20 protein-coding genes are annotated in these 24064 nt (G+C 71.8%); 11 read left to right on the forward strand and 9 right to left on the reverse strand.

The annotated features are described in order from the left end of the window. The first annotated feature begins 84 nt into the window (after positions 1-84). The 6 genes from Ari01nite_RS30330 (at position 85) to Ari01nite_RS30350 (ending at position 8041) form a co-directional block, all read left to right on the forward strand. The gene (locus Ari01nite_RS30330; RefSeq protein ID WP_203785638.1) at positions 85-2352 is read left to right on the forward strand and encodes a glycosyltransferase family 2 protein; all 2268 of its coding nucleotides are present in this window, start codon (positions 85-87) and stop codon (positions 2350-2352) included. Between the two features lie 5 nt (positions 2353-2357). Then, entirely contained in the window at positions 2358-3200 is an 843-nt protein-coding gene (locus Ari01nite_RS30335; RefSeq protein ID WP_203785639.1) for a hypothetical protein, read from the forward strand. Then, positions 3193-4815 (forward strand): hypothetical protein, encoded by a 1623-nt coding sequence (locus Ari01nite_RS30340; protein WP_203785640.1) that lies wholly within the window; start codon positions 3193-3195, stop codon positions 4813-4815. The genes Ari01nite_RS30335 and Ari01nite_RS30340 overlap by 8 nt, the downstream gene beginning before the upstream one ends. 131 nt (positions 4816-4946) lie before the next feature. After that, positions 4947-6218, forward strand: a complete 1272-nt coding sequence (locus tag Ari01nite_RS30345; RefSeq protein ID WP_203785641.1) for a pyridoxal phosphate-dependent aminotransferase — start codon at positions 4947-4949, stop codon at positions 6216-6218. 417 nt (positions 6219-6635) lie between these two features. Further along, positions 6636-6839 (forward strand): hypothetical protein, encoded by a 204-nt coding sequence (locus Ari01nite_RS50175; RefSeq protein ID WP_239163158.1) that lies wholly within the window; start codon positions 6636-6638, stop codon positions 6837-6839. A 26-nt stretch (positions 6840-6865) separates the two neighbouring features. Beyond that, complete coding sequence (locus Ari01nite_RS30350; RefSeq protein WP_239163159.1) at positions 6866-8041, forward strand: 4-hydroxybenzoate 3-monooxygenase; 1176 nt, start codon at positions 6866-6868, stop codon at positions 8039-8041. On the opposite strand, the gene Ari01nite_RS30355 is transcribed toward Ari01nite_RS30350, so the two are convergent. Beyond that, positions 8035-8679, reverse strand: coding sequence for an NADPH-dependent FMN reductase (locus tag Ari01nite_RS30355; protein WP_203785643.1), 645 nt, complete (start codon positions 8677-8679; stop codon positions 8035-8037). The two genes, Ari01nite_RS30350 and Ari01nite_RS30355, sit on opposite strands and share 7 nt — an antisense overlap. A gap of 155 nt (positions 8680-8834) precedes the next feature. Here Ari01nite_RS30355 and Ari01nite_RS30360 point away from each other — a divergent pair, with 155 nt between their 5' ends. After that, positions 8835-9950, forward strand: coding sequence for a WD40/YVTN/BNR-like repeat-containing protein (locus tag Ari01nite_RS30360; protein ID WP_203785644.1), 1116 nt, complete (start codon positions 8835-8837; stop codon positions 9948-9950). Next, the gene (locus tag Ari01nite_RS30365; protein WP_203785645.1) at positions 9947-10243 is read left to right on the forward strand and encodes a MoaD/ThiS family protein; all 297 of its coding nucleotides are present in this window, start codon (positions 9947-9949) and stop codon (positions 10241-10243) included. Before Ari01nite_RS30360 ends, Ari01nite_RS30365 begins: the two co-directional genes overlap by 4 nt. Before the next feature lie 13 nt (positions 10244-10256). Here the strand turns inward: Ari01nite_RS30365 and Ari01nite_RS30370 are convergent, their stop codons facing one another. The 4 genes from Ari01nite_RS30370 to Ari01nite_RS30395 form a co-directional block, all read right to left on the reverse strand. Then, positions 10257-11813: a ricin-type beta-trefoil lectin domain protein gene (locus tag Ari01nite_RS30370; protein WP_203785646.1), complete on the reverse strand. Its 1557-nt coding sequence runs from the start codon at positions 11811-11813 to the stop codon at positions 10257-10259. Further along, the gene (locus tag Ari01nite_RS30375) at positions 11810-12463 is read right to left on the reverse strand and encodes a PulJ/GspJ family protein (RefSeq protein WP_203785647.1); all 654 of its coding nucleotides are present in this window, start codon (positions 12461-12463) and stop codon (positions 11810-11812) included. The genes Ari01nite_RS30370 and Ari01nite_RS30375 overlap by 4 nt, the downstream gene beginning before the upstream one ends. Beyond that, positions 12460-14157 (reverse strand): Ig domain-containing protein, encoded by a 1698-nt coding sequence (locus Ari01nite_RS50180; RefSeq protein ID WP_239163160.1) that lies wholly within the window; start codon positions 14155-14157, stop codon positions 12460-12462. The genes Ari01nite_RS30375 and Ari01nite_RS50180 overlap by 4 nt, the downstream gene beginning before the upstream one ends. Before the next feature lie 74 nt (positions 14158-14231). Next, on the reverse strand, positions 14232-16097 hold the full coding sequence (locus tag Ari01nite_RS30395; RefSeq protein WP_203785648.1) for a substrate-binding and GGDEF domain-containing protein: 1866 nt from the start codon (positions 16095-16097) through the stop codon (positions 14232-14234). A 76-nt stretch (positions 16098-16173) separates the two neighbouring features. On the opposite strand from Ari01nite_RS30395, the gene Ari01nite_RS30400 reads away from it, so the two are divergent. Together Ari01nite_RS30400 and Ari01nite_RS30405 are read left to right on the forward strand one after the other, a co-directional pair. Next, complete coding sequence (locus Ari01nite_RS30400) at positions 16174-16776, forward strand: class I SAM-dependent methyltransferase (protein ID WP_203785649.1); 603 nt, start codon at positions 16174-16176, stop codon at positions 16774-16776. A gap of 167 nt (positions 16777-16943) precedes the next feature. Next, on the forward strand, positions 16944-17906 hold the full coding sequence (locus Ari01nite_RS30405) for an AraC family transcriptional regulator (protein ID WP_239163161.1): 963 nt from the start codon (positions 16944-16946) through the stop codon (positions 17904-17906). Positions 17907-17916: 10 nt separating this feature from the next. Here Ari01nite_RS30405 and Ari01nite_RS30410 read toward each other — a convergent pair whose 3' ends face one another. After that, the gene (locus tag Ari01nite_RS30410; RefSeq protein WP_203785687.1) at positions 17917-18378 is read right to left on the reverse strand and encodes an Hsp20/alpha crystallin family protein; all 462 of its coding nucleotides are present in this window, start codon (positions 18376-18378) and stop codon (positions 17917-17919) included. A gap of 274 nt (positions 18379-18652) precedes the next feature. Here Ari01nite_RS30410 and Ari01nite_RS30415 point away from each other — a divergent pair, with 274 nt between their 5' ends. Beyond that, positions 18653-20848 (forward strand): putative bifunctional diguanylate cyclase/phosphodiesterase, encoded by a 2196-nt coding sequence (locus tag Ari01nite_RS30415; protein WP_239163162.1) that lies wholly within the window; start codon positions 18653-18655, stop codon positions 20846-20848. A 17-nt stretch (positions 20849-20865) separates the two neighbouring features. On the opposite strand, the gene Ari01nite_RS30420 is transcribed toward Ari01nite_RS30415, so the two are convergent. The 3 genes from Ari01nite_RS30420 to Ari01nite_RS30430 form a co-directional block, all read right to left on the reverse strand. Continuing rightward, entirely contained in the window at positions 20866-21792 is a 927-nt protein-coding gene (locus tag Ari01nite_RS30420; RefSeq protein ID WP_203785651.1) for a rhamnogalacturonan acetylesterase, read from the reverse strand. Positions 21793-22366: 574 nt separating this feature from the next. Beyond that, a complete protein-coding gene (locus Ari01nite_RS30425; protein ID WP_203785652.1) occupies positions 22367-22771 on the reverse strand; it encodes an ester cyclase in 405 nt (134 codons plus the stop codon). A 517-nt stretch (positions 22772-23288) separates the two neighbouring features. After that, positions 23289-24062 (reverse strand): sugar phosphate isomerase/epimerase family protein, encoded by a 774-nt coding sequence (locus Ari01nite_RS30430; protein ID WP_203785653.1) that lies wholly within the window; start codon positions 24060-24062, stop codon positions 23289-23291. Positions 24063-24064: the final 2 nt, after the last annotated feature.

Below are 24064 nucleotides of genomic sequence, written 5' to 3' on the forward strand. Positions count from 1 at the left end.
CCGAGTCCGCCACCCGCTAGGATCTGGGGCCATGCTGCGTCGTCGTTTTTGTGCCTGCACGTCCCGGTCCGGGCCCGAGGCGTGGTGACGCCCCGGCTCAGCATCGTCGTCCCGTTCTACAACGTCGAGCGTTATCTCGCCGACTGCCTCGACTCACTGGCCCGGCAGACGTTCGGCGACTTCGAGGTGGTCCTGGTCGACGACGGGTCCCGCGACGGCAGCGCCGAGGTGGCCCGGCAGTACTGCGAGCGGGACCGCCGGTTCCGGGTGGTCACCCAGGACAATCAGGGACTCGGCCCGGCCCGCAACACGGGTGTCCGGCACAGCCAGGCCGACTATCTGACCTTTGTGGACAGCGACGACCTGGTCCCGCGGCACGCGTACCGCATCATGGTGCGCTCGCTCGACGAGACCTGCTCCTGCATCGCGGCGGGCAATGCCCGCAGGTTCAACAACACGTCCGGGGTACGCCAGTCGTATGTGCACCGCCTGCCCTTCGCGGCGGACCGGCCGGCGACGCACATCTACGACCACCCGTCGCTGGCGCTGGACCGGATGGTGTGGAACAAGGTCTACCGGCGCACCTTCTGGGATCAGTTCGGGTACGAGTTCCCCGCGATCCGGTACGAGGACTACCCGGTCACCCTGCGCGCCCACCTCGACGCGGTCACGGTCGACTGCCTGGCCGCGCCGGTCTACTACTGGCGCGAGCGCGAGTCCGGCGAGTCGATCACCCAGCTGAAGTTCCAGTACGGCAACCTCGCCGACCGGGTGGTCTCCGCCGAGATGGTGTGCGACCTGCTCGACCAGCGCGCTCCGGAACTGCGCGGGGTGGTGCACCGGCACCTCGCCGAGATCGACCTGGCCACCGTGGTGCAGGCGTTCGCCACCGCCGGTGACGACGACCTGGAGCGGCTGGTTGCGCTGGGCCGGCGGCTCAGCGGCCGGCTCGACCCCGCGGTGGCGGCCGAGTCCGCCCCGCTGCAGCGCCTGGAGTACGAGGCGTTGCAGGCCGGGGACGCGGGCCTGCTGCGCCGGCTGGCCCGGTTCCGGGCCGGGGCCGGCCGCTCGGTCGTACCGGCCCGCCGGCATCCGCGGCTGCCGTGGCGGTTCGAGAGCCAGTACCCGGGCCTGCGCGAACACACCCGGCTGCCGCCGGCCGTCTATCGCCTGCCCCGCGCCGAACTGGACGTGCGCACCTCGGTGACCTACCAGAACTGGACCGCCGACGCGCTGGTCATCCGCGGCACCGCGCAGATCGCGCACCTGCCGGCCGGCGGCCGCGTGCGGGTCGCGCTGGTCTGCGGGCGCCGCTCGCACCGGCTGCCGGTGCGGCTGCTGGACGACGGGGCAGGGCCGGACGATCCGGTCGCGTTCGAGACCAGCGTGCCGCGCACCCTGCTGGCCGCGCTGCCGGCCTGGGCGAGCTACGCGTACCTGACCGTGGAGATGCGCGCCGGGCTGGTGAAGCGGCGCGCCGCGCTGGCGCCGGGCGGCCTGCAGTACCCGGTGGGCGACTGGGTGGGCGGCCGCTGGGTGCAGCCGGCCCGCACCCCGGACGGCCGGCTCACCCTGCAACTGCGCTCCGGCCCGGCCGAGCTGACCGGCGCCACGGTGGACGGCGACCACCTGGTGCTGACCGGGAAGATCCCGGCCCGGCTCGCGTCGCCCGCGCTGCGGCTGGCCCGCTCGGCCGGTGACGTGCACGTCCCGGTGCAGCGCCGGAAACCGGCCACCAGGATCCCGCGGCAGCGCAGCCTCACCACGATGGACGAGTTCACCGCCCGGGTGCCGCTGGACGACCTGATCGACCGGGACAACCCGGACGACCCGTTCCTGGAGCGGACGGTGCTGGTGCCCCGCGTGCACGACGGCGGCGACCAGATGCTGCTGCTGGTCACCGGGCTGCGGCAGGGCGTGCTGGCGCCGCGCGGCGACCGGGTGGTGAGCGTGAGCCGCTCCCCGGGCCAGTACCTCAACCTGGTCGAGGGCCCGGCCCGGGTCACCGCCGACCGGATCGCGCTGTCCGCGGACGGCGACCGGCTCACCGTGTCCGGGCCGTGCTGGGCCGGGGTGGACTACGGGCGGATCACCTGGCGCCGCTTCGAGCCGAACTCGGACGACGGTGTGGACGTGCCCTGCGAGCTCGCCGCCGACGGCGGGCGCTGGTCGGCGGCGGTTGACGTGGCCGGCCTCGGCGACCTGCCGAACTGGACGCTGTTCGCGGCGCCCGGCGGCCTCTCCCCGTACGCCGTGCAGTCCGATACCTTCCTGCTGAGCGCGCTGCCGCTGCGGGTGGGCCGGTTCGTGCTGCGCCCCCGATCCGGCATCCTGCACCTGGAAACGGACTGATCCGTATGCATCACCACAACCACTACTACGGCCAGACTCACATCCTGGCCCGCTGGTGCGGCCTGGACGACGAGTTCCCGCCCCGGATCCGCGGCTACCTCCAGCACGGCTGGAACGTGGGCTGCGGCTGGAACCCGGTGCACGAGTTCTTCGACGGCGCCTGGCGGTACGTGTGGAGCGACGCCAACCGCCGCCGCGGCCACTCCCTGGGCCGGCGCAACTACCACGTGGTCGGTGCGCCCTGGCTCTACCTCAAGGAGCTGGAACCGGATCTCGGCCGGGTGCCGGACGAGCAGCGTACGGGCACGCTCTGGTTCCTGTTCCACGGCTGGGAGGGCGGGGGCCTGGGCGGAAAGATCGACGGTGATCACGCCCGGCTGATCAGCGAGATCAAGGAGACCGAGACGGAACCGGTCACGGTCAGCCTCTACTACACCGAGTACGAGCGGCCGGAGATCCGCCGGGCCTATCAGGACGCCGGCTTCCAGGTGATCTGCTTCGGCAGGCGCGGCTGGAACTACGAGGGCACCGACCGCCGGTTCCTGCACAAGCAGCTCGAGGCGATGCGGAAGTACAAGCGGGTGGCGGCCAACCGGCTGTGCACCGCGATCTTCTACGGCGTCTCGGCCGGCTGCCGGCCGGCCGTCTACGGCGACCCGATGGCGCTCGAGGGCGACAACCCGCTGTTCGGCGGGCAGGCCCGGATAACCCGGCTCTGGCCGGACATGCTGGGCAAGGACATCGACCCGGCCACCGCCCGGCAGATCACCGACGACGAGCTCGGCGTGCCGTGGCTGCTGCCGCCCGCCGAGCTGCGGATGCTCCTCGATTGGAACCCCCGTGACTGACCGCCCTGTTGAAATTGTCCGCGGCGAGCTGCAGCCGTGGACCGACTACGGTGCGCATTCGCCGGCCGGCGGCGCGGCGCTGCTGGCCCTGCTCGGCGACCTGCTGCCGGAACGCTCGGCCCGCACGCTGGTGGCCGGGCCGCACGACCGCGCGGTGCTCGACCTGGCCGCGGCCCGCAGCGCGGCGCTGACCGTGCTGGTCCGCTCGGTCAGCGACGCCGCCGCACTGCGCGAGTGGCTGCCCGAACCGCACGTCACCGTGGTGGCGGGTGCGCTGGACGGCCTCACCGGGGTGCCGCCGTTCGACGTGGTGCTGGCCGCCGACGGCCTCGACCGGGTGCTCGGCGCCGACTCGCCCGCGCTGGACTGGCCGGGCCGGCTGGCCGAACTGGACCGGCTCGCGGCCCCGGACGCGCTGGTGGTGGTCGCGGTGGAGAACGAGTTCGCGCTCACCGGCCTGCTCGACCGGCGGCCGGCCGACGCCCGGCACGGCGACGAGGAGTGGCGCCCGCTGCACGACGACCCCGATCGGCCCACCTCGCCCGCGCAGGTCACGGCCGCATTGGGGGGAGAGGTACGCCTGTACGCCGCCTTCGCCGGGCACAGCCTGCTCGGCGCGGACGTGCTGGCGGAGTCCCGGCCCGGCCGGCTCGGCACCCGGCTGGCGATCGCCGGTCTGGACGCCACGGCCGCCCAGGTGCCGCTGCTCGCCCCGCTTGACGACGGCGCCGGCGCGGCGGCCCGGGCCGGGTTGCTGGCCGCGGTGGCCCCGGGCTGGCTCGCGGTCCGCGGCTCCGGCGGCGGCGCCACCCACGCCGGGTACGCGGCGGCCGGCGACGGCGTGCTCGCGGTCGACCTCGACGAGGACGACGGCTGGACGGTCAGCGTGCGGTCCGGCGCCACCGCGGCGTTCGACCCGGCCCTGGTGCCGCACCGGCTGCCGGACACCGCGTCGGTGGAGACCCAGCTGTTCCGGCTGGCCGCGGCCGAGGACGTGCCCGGCTTCCGGGCGCTCGCCGCCCGGGTCGGCGCCTGGGCCAACCCCGAGGGCGTGATCTGCCTCGACGACCTGCACCCGGACGGCGACGGGTTCAGCCGGGGCGTTCTGGGCCACCCGGCCGCCGCCGGGGAGGGCACCGCCGAACTGCTCGCCGGGGCCTGGCACCGGTTCCGCGACCGGCTGCTGCGCGCCCACCGCCGGCACCCGTGGCCGCCGTGGATGTCCGGCAGCGACGACCTGGTGTCGGCGTGGCTCGGGATGTCCGGCGTGGAGGCGTCCGCCGCGGTGCTCAAGGCCGGCCGGGAGATCGCCGACCGGGTCGCCGAGCCGCCGGTGGCCGAGCCGGACGTGCGGGCCGCGCTGGCCGGCGCCGCGGCCGCCGAGGTGCGGATCACCGAGCTGGCCGGGCAGGTCTTCGGCCTGGAGCGCACCATCCGGTTCCGCGACCAGAGCCTGCGCACCCGCGAGCAGCAGCTGCGGACGATGCGCGACGAGCTGCGCGGGCTGCGCGGCTCGCCGGCCGGCCGGCTGCACGCGCTGGCCCGCAAGGTGGCCAAGATCCGGCATCCGCGGCAGTTCGCCCGGGCGGTGAAGCGGCGCCTGCGCGGCGCCTGACCAACCGCAAAAGGGCATTGACCTGGATATTGCCCAAAACCTGGGAAGTTTGGCGGGGGAATCGAACGAAACGCTGTCGCGGCCCGTATTGAGGATCGGCAAAGCAGCCGGAGGAGGGAGCTGGAGTCGCGATGGCAGGAACCGGAATCGACACCTCGATGCTGCACAAGGGTGCGCACAGTGCGTCCTATTTCGACCTCGCACGTGCGGCGGGTGAGGGCGTCGAGATCGTCGACTTCTGCATTCCGTGCAACCCGTACTTCCCTACCCCGGAGATGTTTGACGAACTCTCAAGAGAACTTAAAAACATTCTGAAGTATTACCCGAGCGATTCGGCGAGCATCACCAAGAAACTCGCCAGTGTGCTCGGTCTGCACCCGCAGACGGTGGCCATGGCGAACGGGTCCACCGAGCTGATCACCTGGATCGACCACCTCCTGATCAAGGAGAGTGTGGCGGTGCCGATCCCGACCTTCGGGCGGTGGACCGACCAGCCGCTGGAGACCGGCAAGCGGGTCGACATGTTCCCGCTGCAGGAGCGCGACGGCTTCCGGCTGAACCTCGACGACTACGTCCGGTTCATCCGCGAGCGCGGCTCCCGGGTCGCGGTGGTGTGCAACGTCAACAACCCGGACGGCTGCTACCTGCCGCGCCGGGAGGTGATCCGGTTCATGGACATGCTCAGCGACCTCGACCTGGTGGTCGTCGACGAGTCGTTCATCGACTTCTCGGACGCCGAACAGTACCCGTCGGTCGGCCCGGACGCGGTGATCCGGCCGAACGCGGTGGTGCTGAAGAGCCTCGGCAAGAACTTCGGCCTGCACGGCATCCGGTTCGGCTACATGCTGGGCAACCCGGCCATCGCCGGGAAGATCGCCAAGGTCCTGCCGAAGTGGAACCTGAACTCGCTGGCCGAGAAGGTCGTCTTCATGATCCAGGAACACGAGGACGAGTACGAGGACAGCCTGCGCCTGCTCAGCCGGGACCGCCGGCAGATGGCCGCCGAGCTGTCCCGGGTACCCGGTCTCACGGTGTTCCCGTCGCAGGGGAACTTCTTTCTGGTCAAGCTGCCCACCGAGTGGTCGGGTACCGGATTGCGCGACTTCCTGGTCGGCAACCACGGCATCATGACCCGCGAGTGCGGCAACAAGCTCGGCATGACCAGCCAGTTCATGCGGCTCGTCGTCCGGCCGGCCCGCGACGTGGACCGGCTGATCGACGGAATGATGGATTACGCCCGGCAGTTCATGGGTGGCCGCTCGTCGCAGCAGCAGTACGACGAGGACCAGATGGACCCGCGGGCGGGCCGGTGGAGCAGCCAGATGGACGACGTCCCCAACAACCTGATCCAGTACCCGTCCCGCCGGACGGAGTACACGGCGCGCCGCGCCGCCAACGGTTAGGGAACGTCCCACCACGAAAGGTCGGTCGGTTGTTCGGTCTGCGTAGACGTGGGTGTTCGGTCGATCCGCCGTGGTTAACCAGTGCGGCAGCTCCGCGAAGCGGTGGCCGCAGGTCCGTGGGTCCCGGTCGTGGTGTCCGTCGTGGCCGGGCCCGGCGCGATCCGGCCGTTCCGGCCCAGCGAGGCGACAGTCGTGGCGTGTGGCGTGGCCACGGCCAGTACCAGGTGGCCCAGTCCCGGGCGGCCCAGCCCCGGGCTGCCTGTGGTGGTCGCGGCGGCGGGAGCCTGCGCCGGCGGTCGGACCTCGTTCCGGACCGGCCGGCGCAGCACGGGGGTAATCGCGGCCCGGCTCACCCACCGTCGCACCCGGGCGGTCCACGCCCGGGTGCACCGACGCCACCGGTAACCCGCGTGCGGCGTGCTGCTCTGGGCCGTCCAGGGCGCCCCGCCCGGCTGCCTCAGCGGTGCGGCGTTCTCCTCGCACACCCGGCTCGGCCCGCGGCCGGCATGGGCGATCGCCCCGGCCATCACCGGCCCGGCCGGGCCCCTCCAGAACCGGTCCGGCCGCGAGGTCCGGACCGCCAGTCCACTGAAAACTTCGGCCACCCTGGTGTCCGCCTGACCGGGGATGGCGATAGCGTGTCTGCCGTGCGCGAGACGACGCGGGTGGCGATAATCGGGGCCGGTCCGGCCGGCATCACTCTGGCAAACCTGCTTCAGCGGAACGGTATCGAGACCGTCGTGCTGGAGGTGCGCGGTCGCTCCTATGTGGAGGAGAGGCAGCGCGCCGGCGTGCTCGACCACTACGGCGGGCGGATCTTCGAGGAGGCCGGGCTGGCCGGTGAGGTGCTCGCCGGCGTACCCGACCAGACGCTGCTGGAGATCCGCACGGACGGCGAGCCGCGGTTCCTGGACCTGCGGGCGCTCTCCGGCGGCCGGTCCAGCCGGATGGTCCCGCAGCAGCTGCTGGTGCGCCGGCTGCTGGCCACCTACCTGGCCGGCGGTGGCGACCTGCGGTTCGAGGCGCTCGACGTGGCGCTGCACGACCTGGACGGCGACACGCCCCGGGTCACCTACCGCGACCCGGACGGCACCGAGCACGAGATCGCCTGCGCCTACGTGGCGGGTTGCGACGGCTTCCACGGGGTGAGCCGCCGCAGCATCCCCGAGGAGGCGCTCGCCACGTACACCTTCGACCACGGCATCGGGTGGTACACGGTGCTGGCCGACTCGCCGGCCCCGAGCTACCCGCTGTTCGCGGTGAGCGAGCACGGCCTCGCCGCCCACTTCCCCCGCGGCCCGCGCGCCAGCCGCTTCTACCTGCAGTACCGCGCGGGCGACGACCCCCGCAAGTGGCCCGACGAGGACACCTGGCAGCAGCTGCGGCTGCGGCTCGGCTCGCCCGACCTGGCCGGGACGATCACCGACCGCGAGATCGTCGAGATGCGCAGTTTCGTGGTCGAGCCGATGGAGTTCGGCCGGCTGTTCCTGGTCGGCGACGCGGCGCACATCATCACCCCGCTCGGCGCCAAGGGCATGAACCTGGCGGTCAGCGACGCGCACATGCTGGCCGAGGCGCTGATCGGGGCCGAGCGCGGCGGTGACCGGTCGGCGCTGGCCGGATACTCGGCCGCCTGCCTGCGGCGCACCTGGGACTACCAGGAATTCTCCCGCTGGTTCAGCGAGATGCTGCACGACGCCGGCGACGACACCGACGCCGGGCCGTTCCGCCGCCGGCTCGCCCGGGCCCGGATGGACCGGCTGTTCTCCTCGCCGCCGGCCGCGGCCGCGTTCGCCGACATGATGGCCGGCACCACCTACTGATCGGGCCGCCAGATCTGCGCCCGCCAGTTCTGGAACGGGCGGTCGTCGCCGCGCTGCACCACCGGGAACACGCTGGAGACCTGCTGCCAGGAGGGCTGGGCGCGCTGCTGCCGGGCGGACAGCGCCCGCACCACCGCGTGCAGCAGGTCGAGCAGCGCCCGGTGCAGCTGCGGCTCGGCCACGACGCCGTGCACGTCGACCACCGCGGGGTCGAGCGGGATGCGGATGCAGGCCGGGTGCAGCAGCGTGGCGCCGGCGTGCGCCAGCACCGTCTCGAGGCCGGTCACGGCGCCCTCGTCCTGACCGGGCCGGGCCACCGACAGCCAGGCCACCGGCTTGCCGCTCAGGTCGCCGCCGTCGACCAGCCAGTCCAGCAGGTTCTTGAGGCTGCCCGGGATCGACCCGGCGAACTCGGGCGTGCAGAACAGCGCGGCGTCCGCGGCGGCCAGTTCCTGCCGCAGGCGGGCCACCTGGTCCGGCGGGGAGTAGTCGCCGGGTATGAACACCGGCAGGTCGCGCAGCCCGGGGTAGAGCGCCGCGGTGATCTCCGGCGGCGCGTACCTGGCCACCGTCCGCAGCGCCGCGGTGTGCAGGGACGCCTCCCTCGGGTGCCCCGAGATCAGCAGGATGCGCGCCATGTCCGTACTCCTCAGTCCGGTCGCCCACGGCCGACGTTGCACAGCGACACCGGAAGAAACGGGAAAACCACGTGAGCGTAGCCGGGTGATCGGGGTCACTCCGCGGCGCCGCCGGGTGCAAGATTGACCCCGACGGTTGTCGAGAGGAGTGGAAGATGAGCCGGGTACGGCTACTGGTCGGCACACGCAAGGGCGCGTTCACCCTGACCTCGGACGCCTCCCGCAAGGACTGGGCGGTGAGCGGGCCGCATTTCGGCGGCTGGGAGATCTATCACGTGGCCGGCTCGCCGGCTGACCCGGACCGGTTGTGGGCGTCGCAGACGTCCGGCTGGTTCGGCCAGATCATCCAACGCTCCGACGACGGCGGCCAGAACTGGCTGCCGGTCGGCAACGATTTCACGTACGCCGGTGAGGTGGGTGACCACCTCTGGTACGACGGCACCCCGCGCCCGTGGGAGTTCAAGCGCATCTGGCACCTGGAGCCCTCCCGCACCGACCCGGACACGGTCTACGCGGGTGCCGAGGACGCCGCGCTCTACCGTTCCACCGACGGCGGCCAGCAGTGGGAGGAACTCACCGCGCTGCGCACCCACCCGACCGGACCGACCTGGCAGCCCGGCGCCGGCGGAATGTGCCTGCACACGATCATCCTGGACCCGGTGAACCCGGACCGGATCTTCGTGGCCATCTCGGCGGCCGGGGCGTTCCGCACCGACGACGGCGGCAAGACCTGGCTGCCGATCAACAAGGGCCTGCGCTCCGGCGGCATCCCGGACGAGGACGCCGAGGTCGGCCACTGCGTGCACCGGCTGGCCATGCACCCGTCCCGGCCGGACGTGCTGTTCATGCAGAAGCACTGGGACGTGCTGCGCACCGACGACGCCGGCGGCCAGTGGCGGGAGATCAGCGGCAACCTGCCCACCGACTTCGGCTTCCCGATCGCGGTGCACGCGCACGAGCCGGAGACGGTGTACGTGATCCCGATCAAGAGCGACTCGGAGCACTACGTGCCGGACGGCCGGCTGCGGGTGTACCGCAGCCGCAGCGGCGGCGACGAGTGGGAGCCGCTCACCACGGGCCTGCCGCAGGAGCACTGCTACGTCAACGTCCTGCGCGACGCCATGGCGGTCGACACGCTCGACGACTGCGGCATCTACTTCGGCACCACCGGCGGCCAGGTGTACGGGTCGGCCGACGGCGGCGACACCTGGCAGCCGATCGTGCGCGACCTGCCCGCCGTGCTCTCGGTGGAAGTGCAGGTGCTGCCGTGATCCGGGTGGTGCTGCCGCCGCACCTGCGCACCCTCGCGCAGGTCAGCGGCGAGGTGCGGGTCGAGGTGGACGGCCCGGTCACCCAGCGCCAGGTGCTCGACGCGGTCGAGCGGAGCTTCCCGGTGCTGGTCGGCACCATGCGCGACCGGGCCACCGGCAAGCGGCGCGCCCTGGTCCGCTTCTTCGCCTGCGAGGAAGACCTGTCCAACGAGCCGCCGGACGCGCCGCTGCCCGACCGGGTGGCCAGCGGCGACGAGCCCTACCTCGTGGTCGGCGCGATGGCCGGCGGCTAGGGCCGGCCCTCGGTCACCTCTCGTTCAGGTCGGTCAGCGGGGTCGGCTTTTTGATGTTCGGAGGTGCGTTCCACTTCTGCAGCTCGGAACTGTTGCAGACGGCCACCTTGACCTTGCTGGTGCCGTCGCTGTGCGTGTCCCTCGGCGTCACCCTCTGGCTGGTCGGCGTGAGGCAGAAGCCGGCTTCGTCCTCGATCCGGTAGCTGCTCGCGTAGATGCCGGTGTCGTGGTAGACGGTCCACTGCACGTCGTCCGCGGTCCGCGCGGCCGCGGACGTGCAGTTGACCACCGTGGTGTACGCGGTGGACGCGGCGCTCAGCGGCGACCGCAGGCAGAACGTCGTGTTCGGCGGCGTCTGCCCGGAACCGGTGGTGACCAGGATCGGACCCTTCTTGAAGGTCTCCGGCAGCGACGGCACCGGGTGCACCCACCGCTGGTTCCAGTCCACCACGCCGCCCGGGTCCTGCTTGCAGAACCACGCGATCATGTAGCCGGAGGTCACCGACTGGTTGGTCACGTCCAGGCAGCGGCTGAACTGCTCGTAGTTGACCAGCTGGGCGGTGCTGTCGCCGGCCATGCCGGCACCGACGCCGGTGCTGGAGCGCCAGATGTTGCGGTTGCTCGTGGTGGTGCAGTTGCCGATCACCAGCAGGCTGTTCGCGGTGTTCGGGTTGTCCAGCGACAGGCAGTTGCTGCTCTCCACCACCGGCGTGCCGTTGTTGTCCCGGGTGGACTTGAACCGGCTGCTGCCGTCCAGGCTCCACTGGAAGCGCGACGTCCGGTTCTGCGGGCAGAAGTCGAACTGGAGGTAGTTGTTGTTGCCGGCGTTGTGCGCCGGCAGGACGTCCAGGCACATCCCGTACGGCGCGGCCAGCGACTCCGAGTAGATCAGCTTGAGGTACAGGTCGGCGGTGTAGCCGAACTGCTGGGTGCTGCCGCCGCTGCAGTTCTTCATGCGGACCCGTTGGCCCCTGGCCGGTGTCTTGGCGGTGGTGTCCGCGTCGATGCACTGTTGGGAACTCAGGGTGGTGGCGTCGATCCGGATGTTGCCGCCCGGGATGTTGGTGTTGCTGGTGCTGAAGACGTACGTGGCGGTCAGCGTCCGGCACGGGCGGTTGTCCTGGGTGAGCGGCCGGGACGGGCACCTGCCGGCGTTCTTGTCGCCGTACCCGATCGACGTCACCAGCGCGGTGGTCGGCACGTTGTTGACCGGGCAGTCCGGCAACTTCACGCCGTCCTGGTCGCGGTATTCGACGGTCACGTGGTAGAGCAGCTGCTCGGTGGCGCCGGGCACCTCCTGGTCGCCGCGCAGCACGCACGGCGGCAGGCTCTCCAGCAGGCCCTCGAGCTTCTCGTTGGCGGCGGCGCGCACCCGGGCCATCATCACGTCCATGCCGGTCTGCGCGGCGTTCAGCGCGGTGTTGCGGGCGTCCAGGAACTTGGTCGCGTCGAACTGGCGGACCACGACCGGGGTCAGGGTGGCGGACATGGCCAGGCCGACCGTGACCACCATGAGCGCCATCGGCAGCGAGCCGCGCTCGTCCCGGCGCAGGCTGGTGAACCATTTCATGGGTTCGGCCTTCCCTGGCTGCAGTCGTTGAGGAGCGGTGTGGCCCGGTTGTTGTTCTGGGCCGTGAACATGACGTCCATCGGCAGGGTGGTGGTGCCGACCGTGCCGTTGAACCGCATCCGGATCTGGGTGTGCTCGGGTTCGAAGCCGGCGCCCATGCCGGGTACCGGGCCGGGGCTGGCCGAGGCGCGCACGTCGGGGTCGGCCGCGTACACCGTGAACGGCGCGGTCGACGGGATCGGGCTGAGATTGCTGGCGATCGTGGTGGGCGTGCCGGGCGTGGTGCCGGGCAGGGTCCAGCTCGCCAGGGTCAGCCGGTAGTTGGGCCGCTGCGCGGTGCTCCCCGGCAACGGCTCCAGCACCAGCTGGCGGCAGCCGGCGGTCAGGGCGTACTCCAGGTACCACTTGTCGTTGACCTGGCCGGGCTCGTTGACCCAGAACGCGTACCGCAGCTCCTTGTCCAGCCGCTGGAAGCTGTTGCCGAGCTGGCTGCGTACGGCCGCACTGTTGTCGATCTTGTTGGTGGCCTGGTAGATCTGCAGGAATGCGCCCGTGACCACGGCCATGACGACCGAGAAGATCGTCAGCGTGACCACGACCTCCATCAGCGTGAAGCCCTCGTCGTCGCGGGGGCGCCGGCCGGCCGTCACGTGATCGTCCAGAGGAAGGTGAGGTTGCTGGTCTGCGGCGGCAACAGGCTCACTGCCAGCACCGTGACCTTGTAGACCCCGGCCGTGGTCGGCGTGCCGCTGATGGAGCCGGTCAGCGGGTTGAAGGTCAGGCCCGGCGGCAGGCCGGTCGCGGTGATCGTGGGGCTGAGCCCGAGCAGCGCGCCGTTGGTCTGGAAGGTCGCGGTGGTCGGCGCGCCGCGGACGGAGGTGCGGTCGGCGGCGGTCAGCGCCGGCGAGGTGAAGATCAGCCCGGTGGTGTTGATCACGATGGCGAAGCTGGTCGAGGCGGTGCGGCCCAGGCCGTCGGTGACGGTCACGGTCGGCAGGTAGCGGCCCGAGATGGTGGCCAGGCCGGACATCGCGCCGGTACCCGCGTTGAGCACGATGCCGGCCGGCAGGCCGGTGGCCGAGTACGTGTAGGTCCCGTTGCCGCCGCTGGCGCTCGCAGTGGCCGAGAAGGCGGTGACCATGGTGACCGTCTGGTTGGCGATCGGCGCCAGCGTCAGGGCCGGGTACACGGTGTACGTGTAGGTCCGGCTGGCGGTGCTCACGGTGCTGACGCTCGGCGTCGGGTTCGCGTCGGTGGACGTGACGGTCACCGAGTACGTGCCCACGGTGGTGGCGGTGCCGGTGATCGCGCCGGTGTCGGCGTTCAGGTTCAGGCCCGGCGGCAGCCCGGTCGCGGTGTAGGTGAACGGCGACACGCCGCCGGTGGTGGTCAGCTGCTGGCTCACCGCCTCGCCGACCAGGCTGGCCGCGCTGGCGGGCGCGGTCAGCGCGGGCGGGTTGACCACCGTGAAGTACAGCGTCTCGGTGTCGCTGCGGCCCTGTTTGTCGCTGACCGTGACCTGGCTGGCCATGTTGGTGACGTTCCCGGTGGGCGTGCCGCTGATGATGCCGGTGGTGCCCGCGATGCTCAGGCCCGGCGGCAGCGGGGTGGCGGCCCAGGTGTTGGGCAGGGTGCCGCCGGTGGCCTTCAGCTCGTACGTGTTGGACACGCCGCGGTAGAAGGTCACCTCCCTGGTGGTGATCAGCGGCGCCGGCCGGTGGAAGTCGAAGGTCGGCTCGGGGTCGCGGGCCACCAGCGTCGAGGTGACGAACGAGCACTGGCAGTCCCGGCGGCCCGGCCAGGTCACCGCGACCACCACCCGGAAGAAGCGCAGCGTCTGCAGGACGTCCTTGGGCGGCGCCACGGTGGCCGGGTTGACGCAGTTGGTGGTGCCGGCGTCGGACCGGGTCACGTAGACCACGCAGCCGCCGACATAGATGGTCCGGCTGTAGGAGATGCCCTCGACGGTCACCGTCCGAGAGGTGGTCGGCAGGGGCGCCTCGTCACCCAGCGTTGAGGCCGCATCCTTGATCGTCTCGTCCCAGACCAGCTGGGTGTTGTTCAGGTAACCCGCCTTGATCGCCACCGGCGCGGCGTTCCACTGCGTGGTGCTCTTGTCCCGGCCCCGCTTGGCCAGCAGCGAGCTGCCCTTGAGCGCGCGGACCTGCTCGATCGCGGTGTTGGCGACGGCGACCGCGGCCTGCTGCGAGCGCTGGTCCGAGACACCCTGGAGGCTCCTGGTGAAGAAGGGGCCCATGGCCGCCATCGTGGTGGCGACCACGGCCAGCGCCATGATCGTCTCGATGAGGCTCATGCCCTCGTCCCCGCCGGCGTCCTTAACCACCCAGCGCCTCCCGACCTGAAGATCCACCTGCTGGTCAGATCGGCACCGCCCGGGGGGATTTGAGAACTTCGGGTTCAGTCCCGTCGCCGGGCGGTTGCATCGGCCTTGGACCGGTACATCGCGGCGTCCGCCTCGCGCAGCAGGTGGTCCGGGTCGGCGGTGCCCTCGCCGGAGACCGCGACGCCGATGCTCAGGCCCACCGAGACGCGCCGGCCGTCGAGGACGAACGGCGAGGTCAGCGCGGCCGTGACGCTGTCGCAGACGGCCCGCTCGCCGCCCGGCGCCAGCACCCCGTCGATCAGGATGACGAACTCGTCGCCGCCGAGCCGGGCCACCGTGTCGGTCCGGCGCAGCAGCCCGGTGAGCCGCCGGGCCACCTCGACCAGCAACTGGTCGCCGGCGGCGTGCCCGAGCCTGTCGTTGACCGCTTTGAAGCCGTCCAGGTCGAGCAGCAGCACCGCGTACCGGTAGCCGGGCTGCCGGACCGCCCGCATGCCGGCCTGCTCCAGCCGGTCCTCCAGCAGCACCCGGTTGGGCAGCCCGGTGAGGTGGTCGTGCAGGGCCGCGTTGCGCAGGCTCTCCTCCTGCTCGCGCAGCGCCGTCATCATCACGTCGTAGTCGAGGGCCGCGGCCAGCAGCGCGCCGGAGTGGTTCATCATCTCCCGGCCGGGCGGGGTGGTGGACTGGATCGGTCCCACCGCGGCCAGCACGCCCCAGTCCCGGTGGCGGCTGCGCACCGGCACCAGGAACACGATGTCGCCGGCCGGGCCGTCGGCGCGGGCGAACAGCTGCTCCGGCGGGAACTCGCTGACCGGCAGCGGGGCCGGGACCGGCGGCGGGGCCGGGACCGGCGGCGGCAGCGGGGCGTCGAGCCGGAATCCGCCGGCGAGGTCCAGCTTCGCGTCCGGCTCGTCGTCCTGCCACAGGCCCAGGCAGCCGGCCACCGCCGGGGTGCGGCCCAGCCAGTGCAGCGCGCGCGGATCGCCGTCGTGCGTGCCGAGCAGCCCGATGCTCAGCTCGTACTGGATGTTGAGGGTGCCCTGGAGCAGCTGCACCTGGCCGAACAGCGTCCGGGCCTGCGGCTCGGAGACCGGCAGCCCCGCGCCGGGGCAGCCGCAGGAGTCGCGCCGCACGAACGCGGTCGGCACCTTGCGCAGCCGGGCCCGGTCGTCGGGTGCGGCCACCAGGCCGTACGCGGCGGCGCCCAGCTCATCCAGCGGCTGCCGCACGGTGGACAGGCTGGGGATCAGGAAGGTGGCGTCCGGGATGTCGTCGAAGCCGACCACCGCGAGGTCGTCCGGCAGCCGGTGGCCGGCCGCGGTCAGGTGCTCGATCAGGCCGAGGGCGTTGCGGTCGGTGCCGATCACGACCGCGGTCGCCGGCATCCCGGCCCGCAGCAGTTCGGCGGCCACCCCGGCGCCGCCGGTCTCGTGGTTGTCGGCCGCGTTGAACAGCAGGTCCGGTGGCGGTGCGAGACCGTGCGAGAGCATCCCCTCGCGGTAGCCCTGGTGGCGTTCCTGGAGGTCGTAGTGGGCCAGGTGACCGGCGAACGCGATCCGGCTGTGGCCGTGACCGATCAGGTGCGCGACCGCCTCGCGGACCCCGGTGCGGTTGTCGGCCAGCACCGCCGAGCAGCCCGCGGTGGTGGCGTCCTGGGCCACGAACGCCACCGGCAGGCCGGCGGCGCGGGCCATGGTCGCGTACGAGATGTCGACCGCACCCGGCAACACGACGAGCCCGGCCAGGTGCCGCCAGGCCACCGGGCGGCGGAAGTCCGGCACGCCGGCCCGGTCGGCACTGTACGAGCCCGGGTCGAGCGTCTGGATCCCGATGATCCGGTCGCCGCCGGCTACCGCGGCCGCGTTGATCCCCGCGATGATCGCGCCGTAGTAGTCGCCGCCCACGAAGGGCGCCAGAACCCCGAAGGTGCGACCGGTCACTCCGCCATCGTCCACCGGATCGGGAGCCGGGACGGCCGGAACCGGGCATCGCGCCGCGATCGGGCAGAATCACCGCGTGACACGAGCACAGGGTGATGCCGCACCGCCGGACACGTCGGTGTCCCTCGACTATTTCACCGGTCTGTACCTGGCCAAGGACGATCCGTGGGATCTCGCCACGAAGTGGCACGACCAGCGCAAGTACGCGGTCACCATGGCCAGCCTGCCGAGGCCGCGCTACCGGCGCTGTTACGAGCCGGGCTGCTCGGTGGGTCTGCTGACCCGGCAGCTGGCCGTGCGCTGCGACGAGGTCCTGGCCGTCGACTGCGTGCCCGAGGCGGTGCGCACCGCGGCCGAGTACCTCGCCGACCTCCCGAACGTGCGGGTGGCAGAGGCGATGCTGCCGGCGAGCCTGCCGGACGGCACGTTCGACCTGATCGTGATCGGTGACCTCCTCTACTACCTGTCCGCGGACGACCTCACCGCGCTGCTCGGCGGGCTGGTGGACCGCCTCGAGCCGGGGGGCGAGATCGTCGCGGTGCACTTCCGCGACCGGGCCGTCGGCGGCAACTACGACGGCTTCAACGTGCACGGCGCGCTGGCCGGGGTGGGCGGGCTCGAGCCGGTGGTGCGGCACGAGGACGACTGGTTCGTGCTGGACGTGCTGAGACGGGCCTGAGCCCGAAGTTGCAGCGGTCGCCATCTTTAACTCTGCGTACCGGACCGGCTACCGTGGCCGTTGCGCGTTGAACTGGGCGATCGCGCCGTTGCATGCACTGACAGTGAGATAACTCCGGTCGGGGGAGTCGGTGGCGCCGACCCGGCCGGTGCCGTCAAGGTGGGACAATGCATTACCTGACCCACGCGACGAGTGATGCCGACGAGGCACGAGCAGTGATCGGCAAGTACTTCTACGCCGGCGAGATCGACCTGCTGTCGCCGCGGCCGGGCTGGCAGGCCCGGTTCGACATCACCCCGCCCGGGCCGGTGACCATCGGCGACCTGGGCTTCGGCACCGACGTGCGGATGACGTTCGGCGAACTCGGCGCGTACCACGTCGACGTGCCGCTCGGCGGCAGCATGGTGTGGCATCAGGGCAGAGCCGAACCGCGCCGGGCCACCCCCGCCGTGGCCGCAGTCTTCCAGCCGGTCGGCGACACCGTCCTCGACCACTGGCACGGCGGCTGCCGCATCCTGGCGGTCAAGTTCGACCGGGTCGCGCTGGAGAACACCCTGGCCGGGCTGCTCGACGCGCCGGTGACCGGGCCGATCCGGTTCGGCACCGACCTCGACCTCACCGCGGGCGCCGGGACCGGCTGGCGCAGCCTGCTCGCCGTGGTGTCCGAGGACGCCGGCCAGCCCGAGGGCCTGCTGCGGCACCCGGTGGTCGGCACCCGGCTCCAGGAGAGCCTGATGGCCGGCCTGCTGCTGGCGACGGATCACCAGTACCGCGAGCAACTGGCCCGGCAGCGGGCCGCGCCCGCCGCACCGGGTTCGGTGCGGCGGGCGGTCGAGGCGATGCGCGCCGACCCGGCCCAGCCGTACACGGTCGGCAGTCTCGCCGAGATCGCCGGCGTCGGCGCGCGCTCGCTGCAACTCAGCTTTCAGCGGTTCGTGGGCACGCCGCCGATGAGTTACCTGCGGCAGTTGCGCCTCGCGTGTGCCCACGACGACCTGCGGCGCTGCGAGCCGGGTACCGTCACGGTGTCCGAGATCGCCTACCGCAACGGCTTTCCGCACCTGGGGCGTTTCGCCGCCGTCTACCGCGACCGGTACGGCGTCTCCCCGCGCGACACATTGCGCGAGTGACGCCGCCGGCTCAGGACTGGCTCACGGCGGACTGGGCCAGGGCGGGCTGATCCACCGCGGTGCCCTTGGCGATCTCGATGCGGCGCGGCTTGACCGACTCGGCGACCGGGATGCTGAGGGTCAGCACGCCCTCCTCCCAGGTGGCCGCGATGTTGTCGAGGTCGAGACCGTCGCCCAGGGTGATCCGGCGCTCGAACGTGCCGGTCGGCCGTTCCCGGCGGACCCACTGCACGTCGTCGTCGGTGCGCGCGGACCGTTCGGCGCGGATCGTCAGCACCCGCCGGTCGACGTCCACCTGAACCGAGCCGGGGTCGGCCCCGGCCAGGTCGCAGTGCAGCACGAAGTGGTCACCGGACCGGTACAGGTCCATCGGCATCGCCATGGTGGCGCCGCCGGAAACCGCGGTTCCGATGCCGGACAGCTGCCCGGCGAGACGGTCGAACTCGCGGAAAGGATCGAAAGTCAGCACCACGAACACCTCCTCGAAAGCGTCCACCGGCCGGTCCGGCGGACACGTGGCGCTCGGCTAAAGATCGGTTCTGCCGAGGGCGCTGCGTGGTCTCCCGAGGTGCATCACCCTGAGTGACCAGCAGCGACAAGATATTTTTTAGCACTCCTGGCGGGGGAGTGCCAAGCCGATTTCAAGATTTTTTGGGAAGTGGGCAACGTGATCCACACCTCCCTTCAGCCGGGCCGCCGCATGCCGATATGACGACGTGCCCCGAGAACAACTGTGGCGTGGATGGGTGGCTGCCGGCGCGGCGGCGATCGCCGGCTTCCTGCTGCTCCCCGCGGAGGGGAGCGCGGCGGCCAGCGTGACCCTCATCGTGATCGGCCTGATCGCGGCTCTGGCGCTGATCTTCGCGGTGCGCCTGCACCGGCCCGAGCGGCCGGCCATGTGGTACCTGTTCGCCGGCGGCATGATCATGAACGTGCTCGGCGACACGACCTTCGAGTACTACAAGATCATCCTGGAGCAGGAGCCGTACCCGTCCTTCGCGGACGCGTTCTACCTGGCCTCGTACCCGATGTACGCCACCGGCCTGGTGCTGCTGCTGTTCCGGCGGCGGCTGCGCGAGCTCTCCACCCTGATCGACGCCGCCATCATCGCCACCGGGCTCGGCCTGGTCTTCTGGATCTTCATCCTGCGCCCGACCGCCGCCGAGGAGGCCACCTCCGCGTTCGAGAGCTGGGTGAGCACCACCTACCCGGCGGTCGACGTGCTGCTGCTCGTGCTGCTGGCGCGGCTGTTCGCCGATTCGGGCGCGCGCAGCGTGAGCATCCGCCTGATCGGCGCCGCGGTCCTCCTCACCCTCGTCGCGGACACCTCGTTCTCGCTGGCCAGCCTGTACGAGCTGGGCTACGAGCACCCGATCAACGGCGTCTTCCTGCTGTCCTACGTAGCCTGGGTGGCCGCCGCGCTGCACCCGAGCATGGCCGCACCCCCGTCGGCCGTCGTCCCCGCTCCGTCCGGGGGCACGCACCGGCGTACCTGGCTGGGTGTTTTCGGCCTTTGCTCGTTGCTGGCACCCACCCTGCTGTTCGTGCCCGGCGTCGGCGACGACCGCACCGACCGGGCGGCCGTGGCGATCGCCTCGATCGTGCTGTTCGTGCTGGTCATCGCGCGTCTGGCCGGCTACATGAGCAAGGTACGCCACCAGTCCGCGGAACTGGAGCGGCTGGCGCTGGCCGACGACCTCACCGGCCTGGCCAACCGCCGCCGGTTCGAGTCGGCGCTGCGGGACGTGCTCGCCGCGGGCAGCCTGCCGCAGGTGGCGCTGCTCGGCGTCAACGGGTTCAAGAACGTGAACGACGAACTCGGCCGCCCGGTCGGCGACCGCGTGCTGGCCGCCCTGGCCGGCCGGATCGCGAACGCCGCGCCGCACGCGCTGGTGGCCCGGCTCGGCGGTGACGAGTTCGCCGTGCTGCTGACCGGCGCCAGCGCCCACGACGCCCGCGAGCTGGCCGACACCCTGGTGGCCGGCCTGCACCTGCCGGTGCTGGCCGGCGACCGGGAACTGCTGGTCGGCGCGAGCATCGGCCTGGCCGGCGGCGCCGTCGACCCGGCCGAACTGGTGCGCCAGGCCGAGACTGCCATGCACGCCGCCAAGCGCACCGGCGCGGCCGCGGTGCGCTGGAGCCCCGCGCTGGATGAGCGCGCCACCGACGCGGCCCGGCTCGGCGCGGAACTGCGGGCGGCGTTGGACGCCAGCCAGTTCCGGGTGGTCTACCAGCCGATCGTGGAGCTGCCGCTGGGCCGGGTGAAGGCGGTCGAGGCCCTGGTGCGCTGGGAACACCCGTACCGCGGCCTGGTCAGTCCGGCCGCGTTCATCCCGGTGGCCGAGCAGAACGGCCTGATCGTCGAACTCGGCGACTGGATCATGCGGACCGCCTGCCGGCGACTGGCCCGGTGGCGTGCCGAGCTGGGCCCGGCCGCACCCGAGCGGGTGAGCGTCAACGTCTCGGCCAAGCAGCTGGCCCGGCCCGGCTACGCCGCGACGGTGGCCGCGATCCTGGCCGATACCGGCCTGCCCGCCGGCTGCCTCGCGGTCGAGATCACCGAGACCGCGGTCTTCGAGGGCGGCCCGGCCGTGGTGGCGCTGCACGAGTTGCGCGAACTCGGCGTACGCATTGCTCTTGATGATTTTGGCACCGGGCACTCGTCGCTGGGCCTGCTGCAGACCGTGCCGGTGCACACCCTGAAGGTCGACAAGTCCTTCGTCGACAACATCACGGCCTCCGGGCGGCACGCGGTGATCGCCGAGGCGCTGATCCGGATCAGCAGCGGTCTCGGGCTGTCCGCGGTCGCCGAGGGCGTCGAGACGGCCGAGCAGGCGGCGGCGCTGTCCCGCCTCGGCTACCGCTACCTGCAGGGCTACCACTTCGGGCGGCCGGTGGCCGACCCCGACTTCGAGCTGGTACGGGCGCTGGCCGCGGCCTAGCTTTCCTAGTTTCGGCCTTAGCTTTCGGCCGGCCGGGTCGGCGGCCAGACCAGCACGTCGTCGGGGATGGAAGGGCTGTGCAGCGCCCTCCGGTCGCGTCCGGGCAGCGTCCTGGCGGCGCCGACCACCGCGCGGGCCAGCTCGATGGCGCCGTGCGCCTGAAAGTGCGTGTTGTCGGCGACGCCGGCCGGGTAGTTGGACGAGACCCCGGCGTCGAGGTGCAGGAAGTAGCCCTTGGTGCCGTCCGGGCCGAGCTCACCCCAGAGCGCAAAGGAAAGAGCGGTCAAATCCACCAAGGGGGTACGCGTCTCCGCGGCGAGGGCGCGCACGGCGTCCGGGTATTCCCCATGCGACAGGTACGCCACACCGTCCGCGGTGAAGCGCCGCCGCTCGACCGGCGTGACCAGAATCGGGTGGGCGTGCGCGGCCCGGGCGCCGTCGAGGTAGAGCCGCAGATACTCCTGGAAGGTGCTCCACGGCAGGGTGCCGCGGGCCGGGTCGTCGACTTTCTCGTCGTTGTGCCCGAACGAGACGAGCAACACGTCACCCGGCCGGATCGCGGCGAGGATCTGATCGAGGCGGCCGAGGTCGGCGAAGCTCTTGGAACTGGCGCCGGAGAGAGCCGCGTTGACGACGTCGATCTCGGGCCGGAGGAAGGCGTGCAGGGCCTGCCCCCAGCCGGCGCGCGGCACGTCAGCGGTGGCGTAGGTCGCGGCGGTCGAGTCGCCCGCCACGAAGACGGTCCGGCGGCGGGGGCGGCCGGCGCCTGCGGCTGAGGTCGTGGCTTGCGCTGCGGTCCCGGCCTGGGCGGCGGTCTCGGCTTGCGCTGCGGCCGCGGCTTGGGCTGCGGCTTGGGCTGCGGTTCCACCGGCCGTTGCGGCACCGGCCAGGCCGGCGGCGCCCGCGAGGGCGGCACGCAGCAGCGTTCTCCGATCAAGAGCCATGCCCGCCATCTAATCAGTGATCATCGATGGTAGGCAAGCGCTTACCTGAGAGTGCGTGACCCACGCCAAGACCTCGCGCGACCAGCTCCAGCAGCCCAGCGCGCCCCTGCGCCGGCGTTCCTGGATCTTGTGGATTTCGCCCGAGGCTTCAGCAGCCGGTGTGCCCCTGCGCCGGCCGGCGTGCCTGGATCTCGTGGACTTCGCACCGCCGGGCGGCAGCAAGTCGACACGTCTGCGCCGATTTGTCGCGTCCCAGATCTTGTGGGCTTTGGGTCATGGCGGGACCGCAAGTCAGCAAGATCGGCCGCGATGGCGCCGCGCTTGCCGAGCTCGACCGCCTCTTTATGACGGTTTGTCCCAGGTGCGCCGCGCCCGAGCCAACCAACCCAGCCTCCTAGGATGCCCTGCGCGGTGTGAGCCGGTCGGGCGGGGCTGGCTGGTGAGTGCCCGCCGACAGGGGAGTGCTGTCGGCGGGGCGGGGGGACGTTTTGATCACCGGCGGAGCGGCCGGGGTGAGGGGGAGGTGTGGAGTGGGCAATGGTGCGGTTACGGCTCGGGAAGCCCTGGTCAGGGGCTAGAGCGTACGGACCTGGCCGCCCAGTTGCTGGGCCACTTCCAGGTCGTTGCCCTCGAGCCAGGTCTCGGCGACGCGGCCGTCGGCAAGTCGGAAAATGATTATTCCGGTCTCCTGTACCGGTTGGTCGTAGGCGGGCAGGTTGAGGTAGCCGCCGCGGTAGGTCGAGCGGACCATGTAACGCACCACGATGCGGTCGTCGGTGACGATGACGTCCTCGAGGACCGGGGTCTGTTCGGAGAAGGCGGTGGGGTACCAGCGCAGCCACTCCAGGAACATGGCACGGTCGCCGGCACCGCCGGGGCCGTGGCATACGAAATCGTCGGTGGCCAATTCAGATAGTCGGTCCGCATCGCCTGTCCGGCACATGTCGAACCACGCTTGCGCGATCTCTCGTGGGCGCATGCATGACTTTCTATGTCGATGGGTCGGTTCGTGGCAACTGTCAATCAAGGTCTCAGTCGCGCATTGGCACACGATGCGGGTGGAAGGCTTGGAGAAGTGCGGGGATGCGGGCGTTTATGATGTCTTCCGTGCGATGGCGATGTCGCCATATGTGACGCCTCTTCGTGTTCTTGTTGCGTGACCGTTCACTTCGATCTGCGTGACGGTCCGGTGCCGGACGGCGGCGCCCGTCCGGCACACCGCGAGGTTCGACACCGGCGGCGCCCACCGGGCTACCGGCGTGCCACCGGCCGGGGAGTGAATCCGCAGCGACCGTTTTCGATCATGGGCGCCGGAGGGGAAGCGACAGCGGGGAGTGCGGTCCGGCCGCAGGATCGAGCGGCAGCCCGGGCGCCGGTCGCGAGGTTGTCGAATGGGGGTTGCCCGACGGCAGCGGATCGACACGATCGAGCGGCAGAGCCGCACCCGTCGTGCCCGCCCGCCGGGGCGGCGCGGTTGCGGCGCCGTGGGCGAGACCCTACTGCGGCCAGGCCGCGGCCAGCACCCGCTGGGCGCCCTCGATCGTCTCGTCGATCGGTGCGGCGTCGGGGTACCAGCGGGCCTCGTGTTCCAGGACCACCGGGCCGTCGAAGCCCGCCTCCCGCGCCCTGGTCAGCACCTCCGGCAGCGGGACCGCGCCGCTGCCGGGCACCAGCGGGTGCAACCGGGTCGGTGCCGCCACGTCCTTGATCTGCACCTCGGCCAGCCACGGGCTCAGCGCGGCCGCGGTGACCGCCGGGGCCTCGCCGGCCCGCCACGGGTGCAGCGCGTCCCAGATCGCGCCTACCGCGGGGCCGGCCTGGGCCATCTCCAGCAGGCGGCGGAGGTCGTCGCCGCGGAGGAAGGCGTCGTGGGTTTCGACCAGGAGGCGGACGCCGCTGCCGTTGGTTCGGGCCGCGATGCGGGACAGGGTTTCGGCGGCTCGCTGCAGGTGCGTGGAGGGGTGGTCGCCGCCGCCGGGCATCAGGCGCAGGGCAGGCGCGCCCAGGTCGTGTGCCAGGTCCAGGTGGGCGGCGAAATCGGTCGCGCCGCCGGCCAGGTTCACGTACGTGGCGAGGCCGATCAGCGCCAGGCCCTCGTCGCCCAGGCGGCGGCGGATGTCGCGGCGGGCGGCGGTGTCGATTCCCACGTGGACCGGCTCGTCGGAGGCGCAGCGCAACTGCACGGCCTCGACGCCGTGCCGCCGCAGCAGTGCGCCCACCTGGTCGATGGGACGGCCGGGGTAGCCCAGCGTGGAGACCGCGAAGAGCATGA

Origin of the sequence: Paractinoplanes rishiriensis (assembly GCF_016862375.1) — a bacterium.
GTDB lineage: Bacteria > Actinomycetota > Actinomycetes > Mycobacteriales > Micromonosporaceae > Actinoplanes > Actinoplanes rishiriensis.

Excerpts from the sequence above, each read along its gene's own strand:
- Ari01nite_RS30425 (WP_203785652.1), bottom strand. The coding sequence starts at position 22,771 with ATGCGCCCACGAGAGATCGCGCAAGCGTGGTTCGACATGTGCCGGACA.
- Ari01nite_RS30370 (WP_203785646.1), bottom strand. The coding sequence starts at position 11,813 with ATGAAATGGTTCACCAGCCTGCGCCGGGACGAGCGCGGCTCGCTGCCG.
- Ari01nite_RS30360 (WP_203785644.1), top strand. The coding sequence starts at position 8,835 with ATGAGCCGGGTACGGCTACTGGTCGGCACACGCAAGGGCGCGTTCACC.
- Ari01nite_RS30335 (WP_203785639.1), top strand. The coding sequence starts at position 2,358 with ATGCATCACCACAACCACTACTACGGCCAGACTCACATCCTGGCCCGC.
- Ari01nite_RS30355 (WP_203785643.1), bottom strand. The coding sequence starts at position 8,679 with ATGGCGCGCATCCTGCTGATCTCGGGGCACCCGAGGGAGGCGTCCCTG.
- Ari01nite_RS30405 (WP_239163161.1), top strand. The coding sequence starts at position 16,944 with ATGCATTACCTGACCCACGCGACGAGTGATGCCGACGAGGCACGAGCA.
- Ari01nite_RS30345 (WP_203785641.1), top strand. The coding sequence starts at position 4,947 with ATGGCAGGAACCGGAATCGACACCTCGATGCTGCACAAGGGTGCGCAC.
- Ari01nite_RS30430 (WP_203785653.1), bottom strand. The coding sequence starts at position 24,062 with ATGCTCTTCGCGGTCTCCACGCTGGGCTACCCCGGCCGTCCCATCGAC.
- Ari01nite_RS30420 (WP_203785651.1), bottom strand. The coding sequence starts at position 21,792 with ATGGCTCTTGATCGGAGAACGCTGCTGCGTGCCGCCCTCGCGGGCGCC.